The sequence below is a fragment of the Stenotrophomonas sp. YJH_SMC_110 genome, assembly GCF_059369255.1.
Genome location: NZ_JCAFSM010000001.1, coordinates 655,489 through 671,496, shown reverse-complemented (window position 1 = coordinate 671,496; position 16,008 = coordinate 655,489). Strand labels below are relative to the sequence as shown.

The window sequence follows — 16,008 nt, the reverse complement described above, 5'->3', positions numbered from 1 at the left end:
GTGCCGTTGTTGGGCCTGAAAGGGTAGGCAGCAGGGAGGCATCAGGTCTGTAGGAATCGTTGCGTTTGTCGCGGCATGCAGTGGCCCTACACAAGCCACCCCACGCCAGCGTATGGTGAGGCAGGTCCTCCCGGGTGAGCCCTGCATGTCCGAGCCTGACACCGTTGCCGACTTGGCGTCGCGCATCGCCGGCGCCATTCACGCCGGCTTCGAGCAGTATCACGCCCGCTTTGCGGCGATCACCGCCCGTGCGCGGCAGCGTTTCGAGCAGCGCGACTGGGTGGGCGCGCGCCGGGATGCAGTCGAGCGCATCGCGTTGTACGACCTGTGCATCGCCGAACAGATGGATGCGCTGCGGCGCCTCGCCGGCGAAGCGATCGGGGAACGCGCGCTGTGGCTGCAGGTGCATGCGCGCTATAGCGCACTGCTGAGGGGGCTGATCGACGCCGAGCTGTACAAGACCTTCTACAACACGCTGTCGCGGCGCTTGTTCTCCACCCGTGGCGTGGACCCGGCGCTGGAGTTCATCGCCTTCGATGTCGAGCCGTCCGATGCGATCACCCACCCGGTCGCACGGCATACCTATGCGGTCTCGCCGACGCGGCCGGTGGAGGCTCTCCAGCGCGTGCTGGCCGATTACCGCTTCGACATTCCGTATGCGCACCAGCTGCGCTGCGCGGCGGCCATCGCTGTGCGCCTGCAGGATGATCTGGCCCACTGGGGTGATACGCCGGTGCGCAGCATCGAGCTGCTCGACACCGTGTTCTACCGGGAGCGCCGCGCCTACCTGGTGGGTCGCGTGTTCGGCGAACACCGCTTCTCACCGTGCGTGATCGCCCTGGTCAACGATGGGCAGGGCCTGCGTGCAGATGCGGTGCTGACCCGGCGTCGCGATGTCGCCCATCTGTTCGGCGTGTCGCGCAGCTATTTCCAGGCCGACCTTGCCACGGTGGGCGATGCGGTGGTGTTCCTGCGCAGCCTGTTGCCGGGCAAGCCCATTGATGAGATCTATACGGTGCTGGGCCGCGCCAAGCAGGGCAAGACCGAGCGCTACCGTACCTTCTTCCGCCACTTCAACGAACATCCGCAGGAGCGGCTGGTGCATGCCGAAGGCACGCCGGGCATGGTCATGGCGGTGTTCACCCTGCCCAGCTATCCGCTGGTGTTCAAGCTGATCCGCGACCGCTTCGCGTGGCCGAAGTCGATGTCGCGGCAGCAGGTGGAAGAGAAGTATGCGCTGGTGTTCAACCTCGACCGTGTCGGTCGCCTGCTTGATGCGCAGCCGTACCGCCATCTGCGTTTCCCGCGCGACCGCTTCGCACCGGCCTTGCTGCAGGAGCTGCTTGCGCAGTGCGCGCAGAGCGTGCGCGTCGATGGCGATCAGGTGGAAGTCGCACTGTGCTACGTGCAGCGTCGCTTCCGTCCATTGAACCTGTACCTGCGCGAGCAGGGCGGCGATGCGGTGCGTGCGGCGGTACTCGACTACGCGCAGGCGATCACCGACATGGCGCGCAACAACATCTTCCCCGGCGACATGCTGCCGAAGAACTTCGGCGTATCGCGGCATGGCCGGGCAGTCTTCTACGACTATGACGAGCTGTGCCTGGTCAGCGACTGCGTCTTCCGCGCCTGGCCGCAGCCGCGCACGCCGGAGGAAGCCATGGCCGACGAACCCTGGTTCCACGTCGGGCCACGCGACGTGTTTCCAGAGCGCTTCGGCCCGTTCATGGGCCTGCCGGCGGGCGAGCTGGCGGCGGTGCGCGAACATTACCGGCACCTGTTTGATCCCGCGTGGTGGCAGGGCCTGCAGGCGCGCTTCGCCAGCGGTGATTATCCGGATACCCCGCCCTATGCGGCGGTCCATCGCCTGGCCTGAACGGCGTGGCGTGGACTGCCTGCCGGTCCCGCTCGGACTGCGGTACGCTCGGGGTTCACCTCATCACCATGGATCCGGCAATGATGCGTTCCCCCCTGTTCCTTGCGCTGGCCCTGGCGTTCGCCGCCGGTGCTCCCCTGCTGCCGGCCGATGCCGTGGCCCAGAACGCGCGCGCCGTGCGCGCCACTGCCGAGATGAGCATGGTGCTGTCAGGCAGTATCGACGTGGCGGCCGATGGTTCGGTCAGCACGCTGGTCCTGGACCAGCGTGCCATGCTCGCACCCGGCATCGTGTCGTTCGTGGAAGGCGCCATACGCGGCTGGCAGTTCGAACCGACGCTGCGCGATGGCACGCCGGTGGCCGTCCACGCGCCGCTGCGCGTACGCCTGCGTGGCAAGCAGCAGGAAGACGGCAACTACCAGATCAGCATGACCAGCGTCGACTTCAGTGAATATGATCCGAAGGCTACCGATTCGATCACCCAGAAGCGCATGCCGCCGCCGCGCTACCCCGAAGAGGCCTTCCGCAATGGCGGGCAGGGTGACGTACTGCTGCTGGTCAAGGTCGCACGCGACGGCACCGTGGCCGATGTCATTGCCGAGCAGGTGAACATGACCGTGGTCGCACCGGAACGGACCATGGCCAGGATGCGCGACATCTTCGCCAAGGCCAGTATCAGTGCGGCCCGCAAGTGGACCTTCTCGCCGCCGACCACCGGCGAGGACAGCACGCGGGATTCATGGACCGTGCGCGTGCCGGTCACTTTCGCCCTGAACAACAGCGACAACGGCCAGCCGGAACGCTACGGCCGCTGGCGTGCCTTCATCCCCGGCCCGCGCCAGGCCGCACCCTGGCGCACGCCGGATGGCGCCGGACAGGCGGGAAGTGATCTGCTGCCGGCCGGCGGCGTGTACATGGTCGATGGCACCCAGCGCGGCCTGCGCCTGCTGACGCCGCTGGCGCAGCGCTGAGCCCGGTGCGATGGAGCGGTCGGCCAGGCCGGCCGCTTTTCAGTCCGCGTACGGGTAGACCACCACGCGGTTGCGGCCCTGTTCCTTGGCCATGTACAGGGCCTTGTCGGCCAGCCGCAGCGCCTGCTCGGCATCGACATGGAAGCTGGGGAAGTGGGCCACGCCCAGCGACACGGTGATGGTGCCGACCGGCTCGAACGGATGATCGGCGATGTGCTGGCGCAGGCGCTCGCCGGCCTGGCGCGCCGAGTCGGTACTGATGCCCGGCAGCAGCAGCAGGAATTCCTCGCCACCGGCACGGCAGAGGATGTCGCTGTCGCGCGAGTAGCGGCGCATCTGGTCGGCGATATGGACGATGGCGGCGTCACCGACGTCATGGCCGTGGCTGTCGTTGATCGATTTGAAGCGATCGATGTCCAGCGCCAGGATCGCGAACGGAATGCCCTGCACCTGCAGCGCATCCAGCGCCTGCTGCAGGCCGCGGCGATTGAGCAGGCCGGTCAGCGGATCGGTACGGTTGGCGCGGTTGAGTGTGCCAATGCGGTCCTGCAGGGCGTTGAAGCTGTGCAGGACCGCCTGCTTGAGCTGGGCAACCTCGAAGTACCATGCGCGGATGCCGCTGACGTGGTTGATCGCGCTGCCGGTGTCCTCGCCACCCTGCACGTTGCGCGCCAGCTGCCACAGCGGCATCGAGATGCGCCGGGCGAACCACCAGGTGATCAGCAGTGACAGCAGGCCGAGCGGGATCGCGTTCCAGATCACCGCGGTCATCAACCGTGACAACGGCTGCAATGTGGCCTCGGTCGGCCGCTGGGCGATGATGCCCCAACCAGTGGCCGGTACCGGCGCGTAACCGGCCAGCATCGACACGCCCAGGTTGTTACGGACCTGCTGCGCGCCGCGCTCACCGCGCACCACCGCCTTCACCGCCGGGTTGCCGACCACGTAGTCGCCGACCCGCTTGCCGTCGGCGTGGTACAGCAGGCGGCCATGGCGGTCGACCACGTACAGGTAGGAGCCGTCGCGGTAGTAGTGCTTGCCCAGCAGCGTATGCAGCGCGCTGCGCTGGCGCAGGTACAGGGTGCCGCTGACGTAGCCGCGATAGTGGCCCTGGCGGTCGAAGATCGGGTGCGACAGCGAGACCAGCAGCTTGCCTGTGGTCGACTGGTACGGGTCGCTGATCATCGGCTGGCGTGCAGCCAATGCGGCATTGTTGCCGACGCTGTGCAGGATCTCGCCCTGCAGCTGCAGGGTCTGCGGCGAGGTGGCGATCACCAGGCCGTCGGCGTCCACCACCAGCGAGGAATTGAAGCTGTTGGTCTGCAGCTGCAGGCGGCTGGCCTCGTCCTGCGCCTGTGCCGGATCGAGGTCACTCTGGCCGAGCCGGGTGGCGGCGTAGGCCAGCTCCTGCTGTGCGGCCAGCAGGAAGTTCTGGGTGGTCTCGGCCAGCTTGGTGGCATAGACGCGGTTGGCTTCCAGGGTATTGCCGACCAGCTGGTCGCGCTGCACGCGGTAGCTGGCCAGCAGGGTATTGGCCAGGGCGATGATGGCGCTGAGCAGGGCCAGGGCGAGGATCAGCTTGCCCAGGTTGAGGCGGGGAGACAGCGTTCGCATGCGTCGACGGATCCGGCAGGAGGCTGGACCCGACCGGTTCTCCGGAAGGGGCGACAGCGGAATCGGTGGCCACGCCCGCAGGGCCGGGCAGGGTATCGGGCGGATTATCGCCAAAAGTCGGCGGCGGCAAAGTGAAGTGGGTCGCCCTGCAGGCAAAAAAAAACCTGCCGCAGCGAGCGGCAGGTTCCTTTCGATGCAATGCCGTGGATCAGCGCTTCATCGAACCGAAGAACTCGTCGTTGGACTTGGTGTTCTTCATCTTGTCCAGCAGGAACTCCATCGCGGCCATTTCATCCATCGGATGCAGCAGCTTGCGCAGGATCCAGATCTTCTGCAGCAGTTCCGGCTCGATCAGCAGGTCCTCGCGGCGGGTGCCGGAACGGTTGATGTCGATGGCCGGGAACACGCGCTTTTCAGCGATACGGCGGCTCAGGTGCACTTCGCTGTTGCCGGTGCCCTTGAACTCTTCGTAGATCACCTCGTCCATCTTCGAGCCGGTGTCGACCAGCGCGGTGGCGATGATGGTCAGGCTGCCGCCTTCCTCCACGTTCCGCGCGGCACCGAAGAAGCGCTTCGGGCGGTGCAGGGCGTTGGCGTCCACACCACCGGTCAGCACCTTGCCCGAGCTCGGCACCACGTTGTTGTAGGCGCGAGCCAGACGGGTGATCGAGTCGAGCAGGATCACCACGTCCTTCTTGTGCTCGACCAGGCGCTTGGCGCGCTCGATGACCATTTCGGCCACCTGCACGTGGCGCGCGGCCGGCTCGTCGAAGGTCGAGCTGATGACCTCGCCGCGCACGGTGCGCTGCATTTCGGTCACTTCTTCCGGGCGTTCGTCGATCAGCAGCACGATCAGGTGCACGTCCGGATGGTTGGTGGTGATGGCAGTGGCGACCTGCTGCATCATCATCGTCTTGCCGGCCTTCGGCTGGGACACGATGAGCGAGCGCTGGCCCTTGCCCTGCGGCGCCATCAGATCGAGGATGCGGCCGGTAATGTCTTCCGACGAACCGTTGCCACGCTCCAGGGTGAAGCGGCGGCGCGGGAACAGCGCGGTCAGGTTCTCGAACAGCACCTTGTTCTTCGACGCTTCGATCGGCTCACCGTTGATGGTGTCGACGATGTTCAGCGCGAAGTAGCGCTCGCCGTCCTTCGGGAAGCGGATGCGGCCGGAGATGTGGTCGCCGGTGCGCAGGTTGAAGCGGCGGATCTGGCTGGGCGAGATGTAGGTGTCGTCCGGGCCGGCCAGGTAGCTGGCTTCGGCCGCGCGCAGGAAGCCGAAGCCGTCCGGCAGGATTTCCAGCACGCCATCGGCGGCAACGCCGTCGCCGTGGCGGGTCAGCACCTTGAGCAGGGCGAAGATCACGTCCTGCTTGCGGGCACGGGCCACGCCTTCGGAGATCTGCAGCTGCTCGGCGATCTCCAGCAGCTTCTGTGCCGGCATGCGCTTGAGGTCGCTCAGCGAGTAGACCGGGAAGCCCTCGGGCACGTTGGCGTGCGGGCGCGGCACGAAGGGCTGCTGCTCGCCGCCGTCCTGCGGCATGCCGTCATCGCGGCCACCGCGGTTGCGGTCGCGGTCGCGACGGTTGCGGAAACGGTCGCGGCGATTGCCCTGGCCCTGCTGGCCGTTCTGGTTGTAGGGGTTGTTGTTCTGACCCTGGCCCTGGTGCTGCCCACCGCCCTGGTGGTTCTGCTGGCGCTGTCCGGATTCGCGGCCTTCGCCACCCTCACCGCCGCCGGAGGCGGGGGCTTCAGTGGCAGGCGCGCTCGGCGCGGGGGCGGCTGCAGCCGGTGCCGGCGCTTCGGGCGCGGCTGCCAGCGGCAGGGTCGGTTGCGCCGGAGCGGCGCTGGTTTCGGCGGCTGCCGGGGCGGCGGCCTTGCTCACGCGGGGCTTGCGCACGCGCTTTTCGGCGGGCGCATCGGCGCTGCCGGTTTCGGAAGTGTTATCGGACAAGAGCGTTATTCCTCGCTTGAAGGTGCGAGCGCCCGGCTGGGGCGGCGAACGTTGGGAATGGGTCTGGAAGAAACTGCGTCCAGAGGGTGCGGCACGCGAGCGCGGCCGGATATGCCGACACTATCATCGGCCTGCGGCGGCATGCAAGGGCCGCCGGGAACAGCATTCATGATGGACGCGGGGCGCCCGCCGGCAGCCGCGGGCAGCGGCTGCCGGGAACAGCAGGATCAGGCCAGGGCCTTGTCCAGCAGGCCGGCCAGCTGAGCCTTGCCCACCGCACCGATCTGCTCGCCGACCTTCTCGCCGTCCTTGAACACGACCAGGTACGGAATCGAACGCACGTGGTACTTGGCGGCCAGTGCGCGGTTGTGGTCGACGTTGACCTTGGCGATCTTGGCGCGGCCCTGGTAGGCATCGGCCAGTTCGTCCAGCGCCGGGGCGATCATCTTGCAGGGGCCACACCACTCGGCCCAGAAATCGACCAGCACCGGTTCCTTGGAATTCAGCACTGCGCTATCGAAGTCGGCGTCGCCGACATGTACAACCTTGTCGCTCATCTTGGTTTCTCGTCTTGGATTGCACCCGGCCATGCCGGAGGTGGGTGAACTGGGCCATGCCCGGTGGCGCGACCCTCGTCGTTGCCTCGCGGCGCACTGCCGCGGTGCGTTCGGCGGGATGCCTGGACGCTCACGGCCGGCAGTGTACCCCTATCGCAGGGCAGGGACAGGCGCCGGTTGGAACCCAGCGTATCGTGATCGCTTCGATGGCCGGTATGTGTCGGATTTCACTGTCTTCCTGTACATGGGGCTGGCAGTGGGCGACACCAGCGAACCCGGGCAGGCCGTTCAAGTCCGGTGTGGCTGGGTGAAGGTGGCGTCTCTGGACGCTATGAGACGCCGCATTCCGGTTTGCCTGCCCGAGTGCGGTAAACTGGGGCATTGTGCGGCGCGCGGACCGGTGGTCCCAGCCTGCCAACCCGCCGCAGGGGCCGCAGTTTGCGACGGTGCCCCTAGACGATGAAGTGCCAGCCGCCCCACGGGCCGGCGGCCATACCAAGACGGACTCATGAGCGACAAACCGCTGACCGATTTGACCTTCTCCTCCTTCGAGCTGCATCCGGCCCTGCAGGCCGGCCTTGAAGGAGCCGGATTCACCCGCTGCACCCCGATCCAGGCGCTGACCCTGCCGGTCGCGCTGCCCGGCGGTGATGTTGCCGGCCAGGCCCAGACCGGCACCGGCAAGACCCTGGCCTTCCTGGTCGCTGTCGTGAACCGCCTGCTGACCCGCCCGGCGCTGGCCGACCGCAAGCCGGAGGATCCGCGTGCGCTGATCCTTGCCCCGACCCGCGAACTGGCCATCCAGATCCACAAGGATGCGGTGAAGTTCGGTTCCGACCTGGGCCTGCGTTTCGCGCTGGTCTACGGTGGCGTGGATTACGACAAGCAGCGTGAGCTGCTGCAGCAGGGCGTGGACGTGATCATCGCCACCCCGGGCCGCCTGATCGACTACGTCAAGCAGCACAAGGTGGTTTCGCTGCATGCCTGCGAGATCTGCGTGCTGGACGAAGCCGATCGCATGTTCGATCTGGGCTTCATCAAGGACATCCGCTTCCTGCTGCGCCGCATGCCGGAACGCACCATCCGCCAGACCCTGCTGTTCAGTGCCACCCTCAGCCATCGCGTGCTGGAGCTGGCCTACGAGCACATGAACGAGCCGCAGAAGCTGGTGGTCGAAGCCGAGACCATCACCGCTGCGCGCGTGCGCCAGCGCATCTATTTCCCGGCCGACGACGAGAAGATCCCGCTGCTGCTGGGCCTGCTGTCGCGCAGTGAAGGCGCGCGCACCATGGTGTTCGTCAATACCAAGGTGTTCGTCGAGCGCGTCGCCCGCTCGCTGGAAAAGGCCGGCTACCGCGTCGGCGTGCTGTCCGGCGACGTGCCGCAGAAGAAGCGTGAGAGCCTGCTCAACCGCTTCCAGAAGGGCCAGCTAGAAATCCTGGTGGCCACCGACGTGGCCGCGCGTGGCCTGCACATCGACGGCATCAAGTACGTCTACAACTACGACCTGCCGTTCGACGCCGAAGACTACGTGCACCGCATCGGTCGTACCGCGCGCCTGGGCGAAGAGGGTGATGCGATCAGCTTCGCCTGCGAACGCTACGCGATGGGCCTGCCGGACATCGAGGCCTACATCGAGCAGAAGATCCCGTCCGAGCCGGTCACCAAGGAACTGTTGACGCCGCTGCCGCGCCCGGAACGCCCGGCCCCGGCTGCTGGCGAGGAAGGTGAGGAGAACGAGAGCGTCGGCCAGATCTTCCGTGAAGCGCGCGAAGCCCGCGCCGCTGAAGAAGAGCGCCGTGGTGGTGGTCGCAGTGGGGGCCGCTCCGGCGGTGGCCGTGGCGAGCGTCGCGACGGTGAGCGCAGCGGCGAGCGCCGTTCGCGTGGCCCGCGCAAGCCGCGCGTGGAAGGCGAGCAGGTTGCAGCTGCCCCGGCCGAAGGTGCTGAAGCCGCTGTCGCCCAGGCTCCGCGTCCGCCGCGCCCGCCCCGCGCCGAGGGCGCGCCGGAAGGTGCCGTGGATGGCGAGCGCAAGCCGCGCAAGCGCCGTCGTCGTCGCCACGGCCGTCCGGTCGAGGGTGGCGAGGGCGTGCAGGCCAACGCCGGCAACGGCGCCAGCCCGGTGACCCCGGTGCAGGTGGTGGCCAAGCCGGTGCGCACGGCGGCCGACAGCGGCGATTCGTTCCTGACCCGCATCGGCCGCAAGATCCGCCGGATGCTGTCGGGCAGCTGATCGGCGCTGCCGATCAGCAGGTAGCCCCCGACCGTTGGTCGGGTGACCTTGACCGGTGTGCCGACCAACGGTCGGCACCCACCCTGGCAGGCAACCCACACAGCTGCCGGCCAGCGGCCGGCACTACCTATCGCGCGACCGTCTCCACGAGGTCGCGCCGCTCCTGCATAATCGGGGCATGAGTGTCCTGCGCTTCGACAATGTCAGCAAACAGTACGCCGGTGGCCACGAGGCGCTGATCGATGTCAGCTTCGAGGTCGCGCCGGGCGAGATGCTGTTCGTCACCGGCCATTCCGGTGCGGGCAAGAGCACCCTGCTCAAGTTGATCCACCTCGACGAGCGGCCCAGCCGCGGCGCGGTGGTGTTCGACGAGCGCAACCTGCTGAAGGTGCGCGGCGGCGACGTGCCCCGCCACCGACGCGCGGTGGGCGCGGTCTACCAGGACCACCGGCTGCTGATGGACCGCTCGATCGCCGAGAACGTGGCGCTGCCGCTGATCCTGCGCGGCACCCGCCGTGGCGACATCAGCAAGCGCGTGCGCTCGGTGCTGGAGCGGATGGGCCTGGGCCATCGCGAGAAGGCGCTGCCCTCGCAGCTGTCGGCCGGCGAGCAGCAGCGCGTGGGCATCGCCCGCGCCATCGTCGGCGAGCCCAAGCTGCTGGTGGCCGATGAGCCGACCGGCAACCTCGACCCGACCCTGGCGGCGGAGATCATGGCCCTGTTCGCCGAGCTGCCCTCGCGCGGCACCAGCGTGCTGGTGGTCAGCCACGACCTGCCGCTGCTGCGCCGCATGCGCAAGCGCGTGCTGATCCTCGACCATGGCCGGCTGGTGGATGACATCTCGCCGCAGGACCTGGCGGAGTAACCGATGGCGAAGAACGAAAACAGCGAAGCCGCCGCCCCCTCGCGCGTGGGCGTCTGGTTCCAGCACCACGTGCACAGCGTGGTGTTCAGCCTGGGCCGCGCCTGCCGCAAGCCATGGGCGACCCTGCTGACGGTGATGGTCATGGCGCTGGCGCTGGCGCTGCCGCTGGGCCTGTCGATCGCGCTGGACAACCTCAAGCAGTTCGCCGGCAGCGTGCAGCAGTCGCGCGACATCAACGTGTTCCTGAAGGGCAACGTCGATGCACCCGGCGCGCTGCGCCTGGCCGGCCAGCTGCGCGACCGCGACGACGTGGCCGAAGTGAACGTGCGCACGCCCGAGCAGGGCCTGCAGGAACTGCGCGATGCCGGCCTGGGTGAGGCGATCGACGCACTCAACGACAATCCGCTGCCTTCGCTGCTGGTGATCACTCCCGGCCAGGGCAAGGACGACGCACGCCTGGCGCGCGCGCTGGAAAGCCTGCCCGAGGCCGATCTGGTGCAGCACGATGCGCTGTGGCGCCAGCGCCTGGATGCCTGGCTTGCCTTCGGTGCGCGGCTGGTGCAGGTGCTGTCGGTCCTGCTCGGCGCAGGTGCCGCGCTGGTGGTCGGCAACACGGTGCGCCTGGACATCCAGGCCCGCCGCGAAGAGATCGGCGTGTTGCAGCTGCTGGGCGCCAGCGATGGCTTCATCCGTCGTCCCTTCCTGTACCTGGGCGCGTGGTACGGGCTGGGCGCCGGCGCGGTGGCGCTGGGCCTGATCGGGGCGGCCGGTGCCGCGCTGCGCGTGCCGCTGGCCGAACTCTCGCGCAGCTATGGCAGCCCGTTCGTGCTGCACGGCCTGGACCTGCTGCACGGTGGCCTGGTCCTGCTCGGCACGCTGCTGCTGGGCTGGCTGGGCGCCTGGCTGGTCACCGGCCACTTCCTCCGCCAGACCCGCCCGACCGACACCTGAGACCGGCATGCAACCGCAAGCGCTGAAACACCTTGAAGGGCCCGCGACGCGGGTGATGGTGGTCGATGGCTCGAAGCTGGTGCGCAAGCTGATCGCCGACGTCCTGCAGCGTGACCTGCCGGGCGTGGAGGTGATCGGCTGCGACAGCATCGAGGACGCACAGCAGGCGCTGGCACAGGGGCCGGTGGACCTGGTGACGACCTCGCTGACCCTGCGCGATGGCGACGGCCTGGCGCTGGCGCGGATGGTGCGCGAAGCGGCCGGCCAGGCCTATGTGCCGGTGATCGTGGTCTCCGGCGATGCCCAGCAGCACCTGGAGCAGCGCCGCTTCACCGAGTACGTCACCGACTATTTCGACAAATCGCTCGGCCATGAAGCACTGGCGACCTTCATCCGCGGCTACGTGCAGCCGCAGACCATCCCCGGTGCCACCATCCTCTATATCGAGGACAGCCGCGTGGTGGCCGAGGCCACCAAGCGCATGCTGGAACGCCAGCAGTTGAACGTGCTGCACGTGGTCAGCGCCGAAGAAGCGTTCACCCTGCTCACCGCCGAGTCGCTGGGCCGCAGTCGCCACCGCATCGACCTGGTGCTGACCGACGTCACCCTGAAGGGCGAACTGAGCGGTCGCGACGTGGTGCAGCGCGTGCGCGTGGATTTCGGCTACGGCAAGCGCCGCCTGCCGGTGCTGGTGATGACCGGCGATGGCAACCCGCACAACCAGACCGGGCTGCTGCAGTCCGGTGCCAACGACCTGGTGCTCAAGCCGATCGAAGAACGGCTGCTGGTCACCAAGGTGCTGTTCCAGCTGAGGCTGGCCCGATTGAACGATGGACCTCTGTTGCGATGATGGATGAAGTAGCCGACACCCCGACGATCCAGCTGGAACCGAGCTGGAAGCAGCATGTCGGCGATTACCTGTTGCAGCCGCAGATGCGCGAGCTGTCCAGCTTCCTGCGCCAGCGCAAGGCCAGTGGCGCGGCGGTGTTCCCGCCCGGCCCGCAGATCTTCGCCGCGTTCGACGCCACGCCGTTCGAGCAGGTGAAGGTGGTGATCCTCGGGCAGGACCCGTACCACGGTCGCGGCCAGGCACATGGCCTGAGTTTCTCGGTGCCGCCGGGCGTGCCGGTGCCGCCGTCGCTGCTGAACATCTACAAGGAGATCGAGAGCGATCTCGGTATCCCGCGTCCGGACCACGGTTGCCTGATTCCGTGGGCGCAGCGTGGCGTGCTGCTGCTCAATGCGGTACTGACGGTGGAAGAGGGCAAGGCCGGTGCGCACCAGGGTCGTGGCTGGGAAGGCTTCACCGACCACGTGGTGGATGTGCTCAACCGCGAGCGCGAAGGGCTGGTGTTCATGCTCTGGGGCGCCTATGCGCAGCAGAAGGGCAAGGTGATCGACACCCGCCGCCATCGCGTGCTGAAGTCGCCGCATCCGTCGCCGCTTTCGGCCCATCGGGGCTTCCTCGGCTGTCGTCATTTCTCGATGGCCAACGAGTACCTGCAGCGCCGCGGCCAAGCCCCGATCGACTGGTCGCTGCCGCCGCGCTCGGCACTCTGAGGGCCGGCGGGCCGCTGGGCCTGAATACCGGGCAACGTTCCCGGGCCTGAATGGGCCTTCAGAACGGCCCGTTCAGCTCCGCTTGACCGGAATCGGCCGCTTTACGGCAGGTAATTGCTTGAATTCCAAGGGATTGTGAATCCCGAAAAGCATGCTCGCCACTGTCATCAAATCGCGCTACGGTAGGGCTCTGTTTGGGACCAGTGTTGCATCAATGGGATGCTGGAACTTTTTCCTCCTTTAGCAGTCCAAATCCCGGACTGCTAAGATGGGTGCCTATGAGCCAGAACACCTCTACTGCCCTTGTGGCAAACAATCTCCCGATTCCCAGTGCGCTCGGTTCGCTGGACGCCTACATCGGTGCCGTGCACCAGATCCCGGTGCTGTCGGTCGATGACGAACAGGACCTGGCCCGTCGCTTCCGCGACGGCAACGATCTGGACGCCGCCCGTGAGCTGGTGCATTCGCACCTGCGCTTCGTGGTGCACGTGGCCCGCGGCTACAACGGCTACGGCCTTGCCCTGGGCGACCTGATCCAGGAAGGCAACATCGGCCTGATGAAGGCGGTCAAGCGCTTCGACCCGGACATGGGCGTGCGCCTGGTCTCCTTCGCGGTGCACTGGATCCGTGCCGAGATGCACGAGTTCATCCTGAAGAACTGGCGCATCGTGAAGGTCGCCACCACCAAGGCGCAGCGCAAGCTGTTCTTCAACCTGCGCAAGTCGAAGACGCGCCTGGGCTGGATGAACGCGGCTGAGGTGAGCGCGGTGGCCAAGGACCTGAACGTGTCCGAGCGCGAGGTCATGGAAATGGAGTCGCGCCTGTCGGGTCGCGATATCGGGTTCGATGCGCCGGCCGACGAGGACAACGAACACGCACCGCCGTCGCCGGCTGCGTTCCTGGTTGCCGATGACGAAGACCCGTCGATGGCCTACGAACGTGCCGACAGCGAAGACAACCAGATGCAGCTGCTGCGCGAAGGCCTGGCGGAACTGGATGCCCGCTCGCGCGACATCATCCGCCGCCGCTGGCTGGACGCGGACAGCAAGGTGACGCTGCAGGAACTGGCCGACGAGTACGGCGTGTCGGCCGAGCGCATCCGCCAGGTTGAAGCGAACGCGCTGAAGAAGATGAAGGCGCTGTTCACCGCGTAAGCGTGAAGGCGTTGGAATGAAGAAAGGCCCGGCGGAGATGCCGGGCCTTTTTGTTTCTGGAGCGCATCCACGCATGGCGTGGATCAATCCTGGCGCCAGGGCGGCAGCTGCGCCGACCGGAGCATGCGCTGGACGCTGATTTTCACGCCGTACCACTCGGTGGCACGGTATGATCAGGTCACGTGTCTTCCGCACTCGAAGCTTCAACCGCAGTACACGACGTTCTTCACTGACCGATAGAGCCTTGTGCCGCGCGGTGGTGGAAATGCGTCAAGGACTGATTGATGCAGATATAGGGGGCGGCCTTCTCAAAAAGCGGGTTGCGCTGCCGGGCCGCGGAAAGCGCGGTAGCGCCCGCGTTATTGTCGCAACTAAGGTGGGGCGCTACTGGTTCTTTCTCTTCTGCTACGAGAAGAACGCGCGCGCGCCCATCAGTAGTGCGGAACGGGACGCCCTTCAGCTGTATGCGTCTGAGTTCTTGAGAATGAGCCCTGAACAGTTGGACAGGGCAGTTATCTGCGGAGAACTGCAGGAGATTTGCCATGACAAAGACGGTTGAACATGGACGTGCAAAGAGTGCGATCCTCGATGCGGTGCATGAAGGCGCGGCGGGCCTTTACGCCAGCGGCTTCATCGACAAGCGGCGCATGAGCATGTACGAGGCGCTTTGTCTTGGGCCTGTGCCCGAATACAGCAGCGCCCAGATCCGTGCACTTCGCACGTCGTTGGAACTTAGCCAGCCGGTGTTCGCAGGTGTGCTCAACACCAGCGTTTCGACGGTCCGTAGCTGGGAACAGGGCGGGAAGAAGCCGAGCGGGCCGTCGCTGAAGCTTTTGAACCTGATTGATCGGAAGGGTCTCGAAGCAGTCCTGTAAAGCAAAGGCCCGGCAATGCCGGGCCTTTGCTTTACTGTGGTATTCAATCCGCGCCATGCATGGAAGCGTGGGGGTGCCTCACCCCTCGCGTGCGATCGCGCGCCAACCAATGTCGTTGCGGTGGAACTCGTTGGCCCAGCTCACCTTGGCCACGCCGGCATAGGCATTGGCCTGCGCGTCGCGCACGCTGTCGCCCAGTGCGGCCACGCACAGCACGCGACCGCCCGCACTGACCACGTGGCCCTGCGCATCCAATGCCGTACCGGCATGGAACACCTTGGCACTGGTCGGCACGTCGTCCAGGCCGGAAATCACGTCACCGGTGATCGGCGCTTCCGGGTACGGCCTGGCCGCCAGCACCACGCCCAGCGACGGGCGCGCGTCCCACTGCGCTTCGACCTCATCCAGGCGGCCATCGATAGCCGCTTCCACCAGCTCGACCAGGTCCGACTGCAGGCGCAGCATCACTGGCTGGGTTTCCGGGTCGCCAAAGCGCACGTTGAATTCGATCACCTTCGGTGCGCCGCTGGCATCGATCATCAGGCCGGCGTAGAGGAAACCGGTGAACGGGATGCCGTCGGCGATCATGCCCTGCACGGTGGGGTTCACCACCTCGCGCATCACCCGTGCATGCACCTCCGGCGTCACCACCGGGGCCGGCGAATAGGCGCCCATGCCGCCGGTGTTCGGGCCGGTGTCGCCGTCGCCGACGCGCTTGTGGTCCTGCGAGGTGGCCATCGGCAGCGCATGCACGCCGTCCACCATCGAAATGAAGCTGGCTTCCTCACCGTCGAGGAATTCCTCGATGACCACGCGCGCACCGGCATCGCCAAACGCGTTGCCGGACAGCATGTCACGCACCGCGTCCTCGGCCTCGGTCAGGCTCATCGCCACGATCACGCCCTTGCCGGCGGCCAGGCCATCGGCCTTGACCACGATCGGTGCGCCCTTCTCGCGTACATACGCCAGCGCGGCGTCCACGTCGCTGTGCACGGCGTAGTACGCGGTGGGGATGTTGTGGCGGGCCAGGAAGTCCTTGGCGTAGGCCTTGCTGCCTTCCAGCTGCGCGGCGGCGGCGGTCGGCCCGAAGATGCGCAGGCCGGCGGCGCGGAAGCGGTCGACCACGCCGGCCACCAGCGGTACTTCCGGGCCGACCACGGTCAGCGCTACGCCTTCGGCCTGGGCCAGCGCCAGCAGGCCGTCGATATCGGTGACCTTGACTGCCACGTTGCGGCACGTGTCTTCGCTGGCGGTACCGGCGTTGCCGGGCGCCACGATCACTTCGGTGACACGGGAGGACTGGGCCAGCTTCCATGCCAGGGCGTGTTCGCGGCCGCCAGAGCCGATGACGAGGATCTTCATGGGACAGGGTTCTCGGGTACGGAAGAGAAAAGCCGGGCA

General features: G+C 67.0%; 14 protein-coding genes. 10 read left to right on the top strand and 4 right to left on the bottom strand.

Going from position 1 to position 16,008, the window contains the following annotated elements:
• Positions 1 to 145: 145 nt before the first annotated feature.
• Both aceK and AC5P6H_RS02970 read left to right on the top strand, forming a co-directional pair.
• On the top strand, positions 146 to 1,876 hold the full coding sequence (gene aceK, locus AC5P6H_RS02975; RefSeq protein ID WP_049439331.1) for a bifunctional isocitrate dehydrogenase kinase/phosphatase: 1,731 nt from the start codon (positions 146 to 148) through the stop codon (positions 1,874 to 1,876).
• Between the two features lie 80 nt (positions 1,877 to 1,956).
• A complete protein-coding gene (locus AC5P6H_RS02970; RefSeq protein WP_049439329.1) occupies positions 1,957 to 2,847 on the top strand; it encodes an energy transducer TonB in 891 nt (296 codons plus the stop codon).
• A gap of 39 nt (positions 2,848 to 2,886) precedes the next feature.
• Here the strand turns inward: AC5P6H_RS02970 and AC5P6H_RS02965 are convergent, their stop codons facing one another.
• The 3 genes from AC5P6H_RS02965 to trxA all read right to left on the bottom strand — a co-directional run bounded on the left by AC5P6H_RS02965 (position 2,887) and on the right by trxA (position 6,972).
• Positions 2,887 to 4,461 carry a sensor domain-containing diguanylate cyclase gene (locus AC5P6H_RS02965; RefSeq protein WP_032961682.1) on the bottom strand — a complete coding sequence of 525 codons (1,575 nt, stop codon included), beginning with the start codon at positions 4,459 to 4,461 and terminating at the stop codon, positions 2,887 to 2,889.
• 208 nt (positions 4,462 to 4,669) lie between these two features.
• Positions 4,670 to 6,415 carry a transcription termination factor Rho gene (rho, locus tag AC5P6H_RS02960; protein ID WP_046429862.1) on the bottom strand — a complete coding sequence of 582 codons (1,746 nt, stop codon included), beginning with the start codon at positions 6,413 to 6,415 and terminating at the stop codon, positions 4,670 to 4,672.
• Positions 6,416 to 6,642: 227 nt separating this feature from the next.
• Entirely contained in the window at positions 6,643 to 6,972 is a 330-nt protein-coding gene (gene trxA / locus AC5P6H_RS02955; protein ID WP_005411275.1) for a thioredoxin, read from the bottom strand.
• Between the two features lie 508 nt (positions 6,973 to 7,480).
• Here trxA and rhlB point away from each other — a divergent pair.
• The 8 genes from rhlB (at position 7,481) to AC5P6H_RS02915 (ending at position 14,607) form a co-directional block, all read left to right on the top strand.
• Complete coding sequence (rhlB, locus tag AC5P6H_RS02950; RefSeq protein WP_049439326.1) at positions 7,481 to 9,202, top strand: ATP-dependent RNA helicase RhlB; 1,722 nt, start codon at positions 7,481 to 7,483, stop codon at positions 9,200 to 9,202.
• Positions 9,203 to 9,380: 178 nt separating this feature from the next.
• Positions 9,381 to 10,067 (top strand): cell division ATP-binding protein FtsE, encoded by a 687-nt coding sequence (gene ftsE / locus AC5P6H_RS02945; protein WP_014648630.1) that lies wholly within the window; start codon positions 9,381 to 9,383, stop codon positions 10,065 to 10,067.
• Between the two features lie 3 nt (positions 10,068 to 10,070).
• The gene (gene ftsX / locus AC5P6H_RS02940; protein ID WP_445391960.1) at positions 10,071 to 11,018 is read left to right on the top strand and encodes a permease-like cell division protein FtsX; all 948 of its coding nucleotides are present in this window, start codon (positions 10,071 to 10,073) and stop codon (positions 11,016 to 11,018) included.
• A 7-nt stretch (positions 11,019 to 11,025) separates the two neighbouring features.
• On the top strand, positions 11,026 to 11,868 hold the full coding sequence (locus AC5P6H_RS02935) for a response regulator (protein WP_019660837.1): 843 nt from the start codon (positions 11,026 to 11,028) through the stop codon (positions 11,866 to 11,868).
• Positions 11,865 to 12,578 (top strand): uracil-DNA glycosylase, encoded by a 714-nt coding sequence (gene ung, locus AC5P6H_RS02930; protein WP_005419723.1) that lies wholly within the window; start codon positions 11,865 to 11,867, stop codon positions 12,576 to 12,578. Before AC5P6H_RS02935 ends, ung begins: the two co-directional genes overlap by 4 nt.
• A gap of 278 nt (positions 12,579 to 12,856) precedes the next feature.
• Positions 12,857 to 13,732, top strand: a complete 876-nt coding sequence (gene rpoH, locus AC5P6H_RS02925; RefSeq protein WP_126411431.1) for an RNA polymerase sigma factor RpoH — start codon at positions 12,857 to 12,859, stop codon at positions 13,730 to 13,732.
• Between the two features lie 169 nt (positions 13,733 to 13,901).
• A complete protein-coding gene (locus AC5P6H_RS02920; protein WP_478409228.1) occupies positions 13,902 to 14,291 on the top strand; it encodes a type II toxin-antitoxin system RelE/ParE family toxin in 390 nt (129 codons plus the stop codon).
• Entirely contained in the window at positions 14,275 to 14,607 is a 333-nt protein-coding gene (locus AC5P6H_RS02915; RefSeq protein WP_169411602.1) for a helix-turn-helix domain-containing protein, read from the top strand. Before AC5P6H_RS02920 ends, AC5P6H_RS02915 begins: the two co-directional genes overlap by 17 nt.
• A gap of 78 nt (positions 14,608 to 14,685) precedes the next feature.
• Here the strand turns inward: AC5P6H_RS02915 and purD are convergent, their stop codons facing one another.
• Positions 14,686 to 15,969 (bottom strand): phosphoribosylamine--glycine ligase, encoded by a 1,284-nt coding sequence (gene purD / locus AC5P6H_RS02910; protein ID WP_478409227.1) that lies wholly within the window; start codon positions 15,967 to 15,969, stop codon positions 14,686 to 14,688.
• Between the last annotated feature and the right edge of the window lie 39 nt (positions 15,970 to 16,008).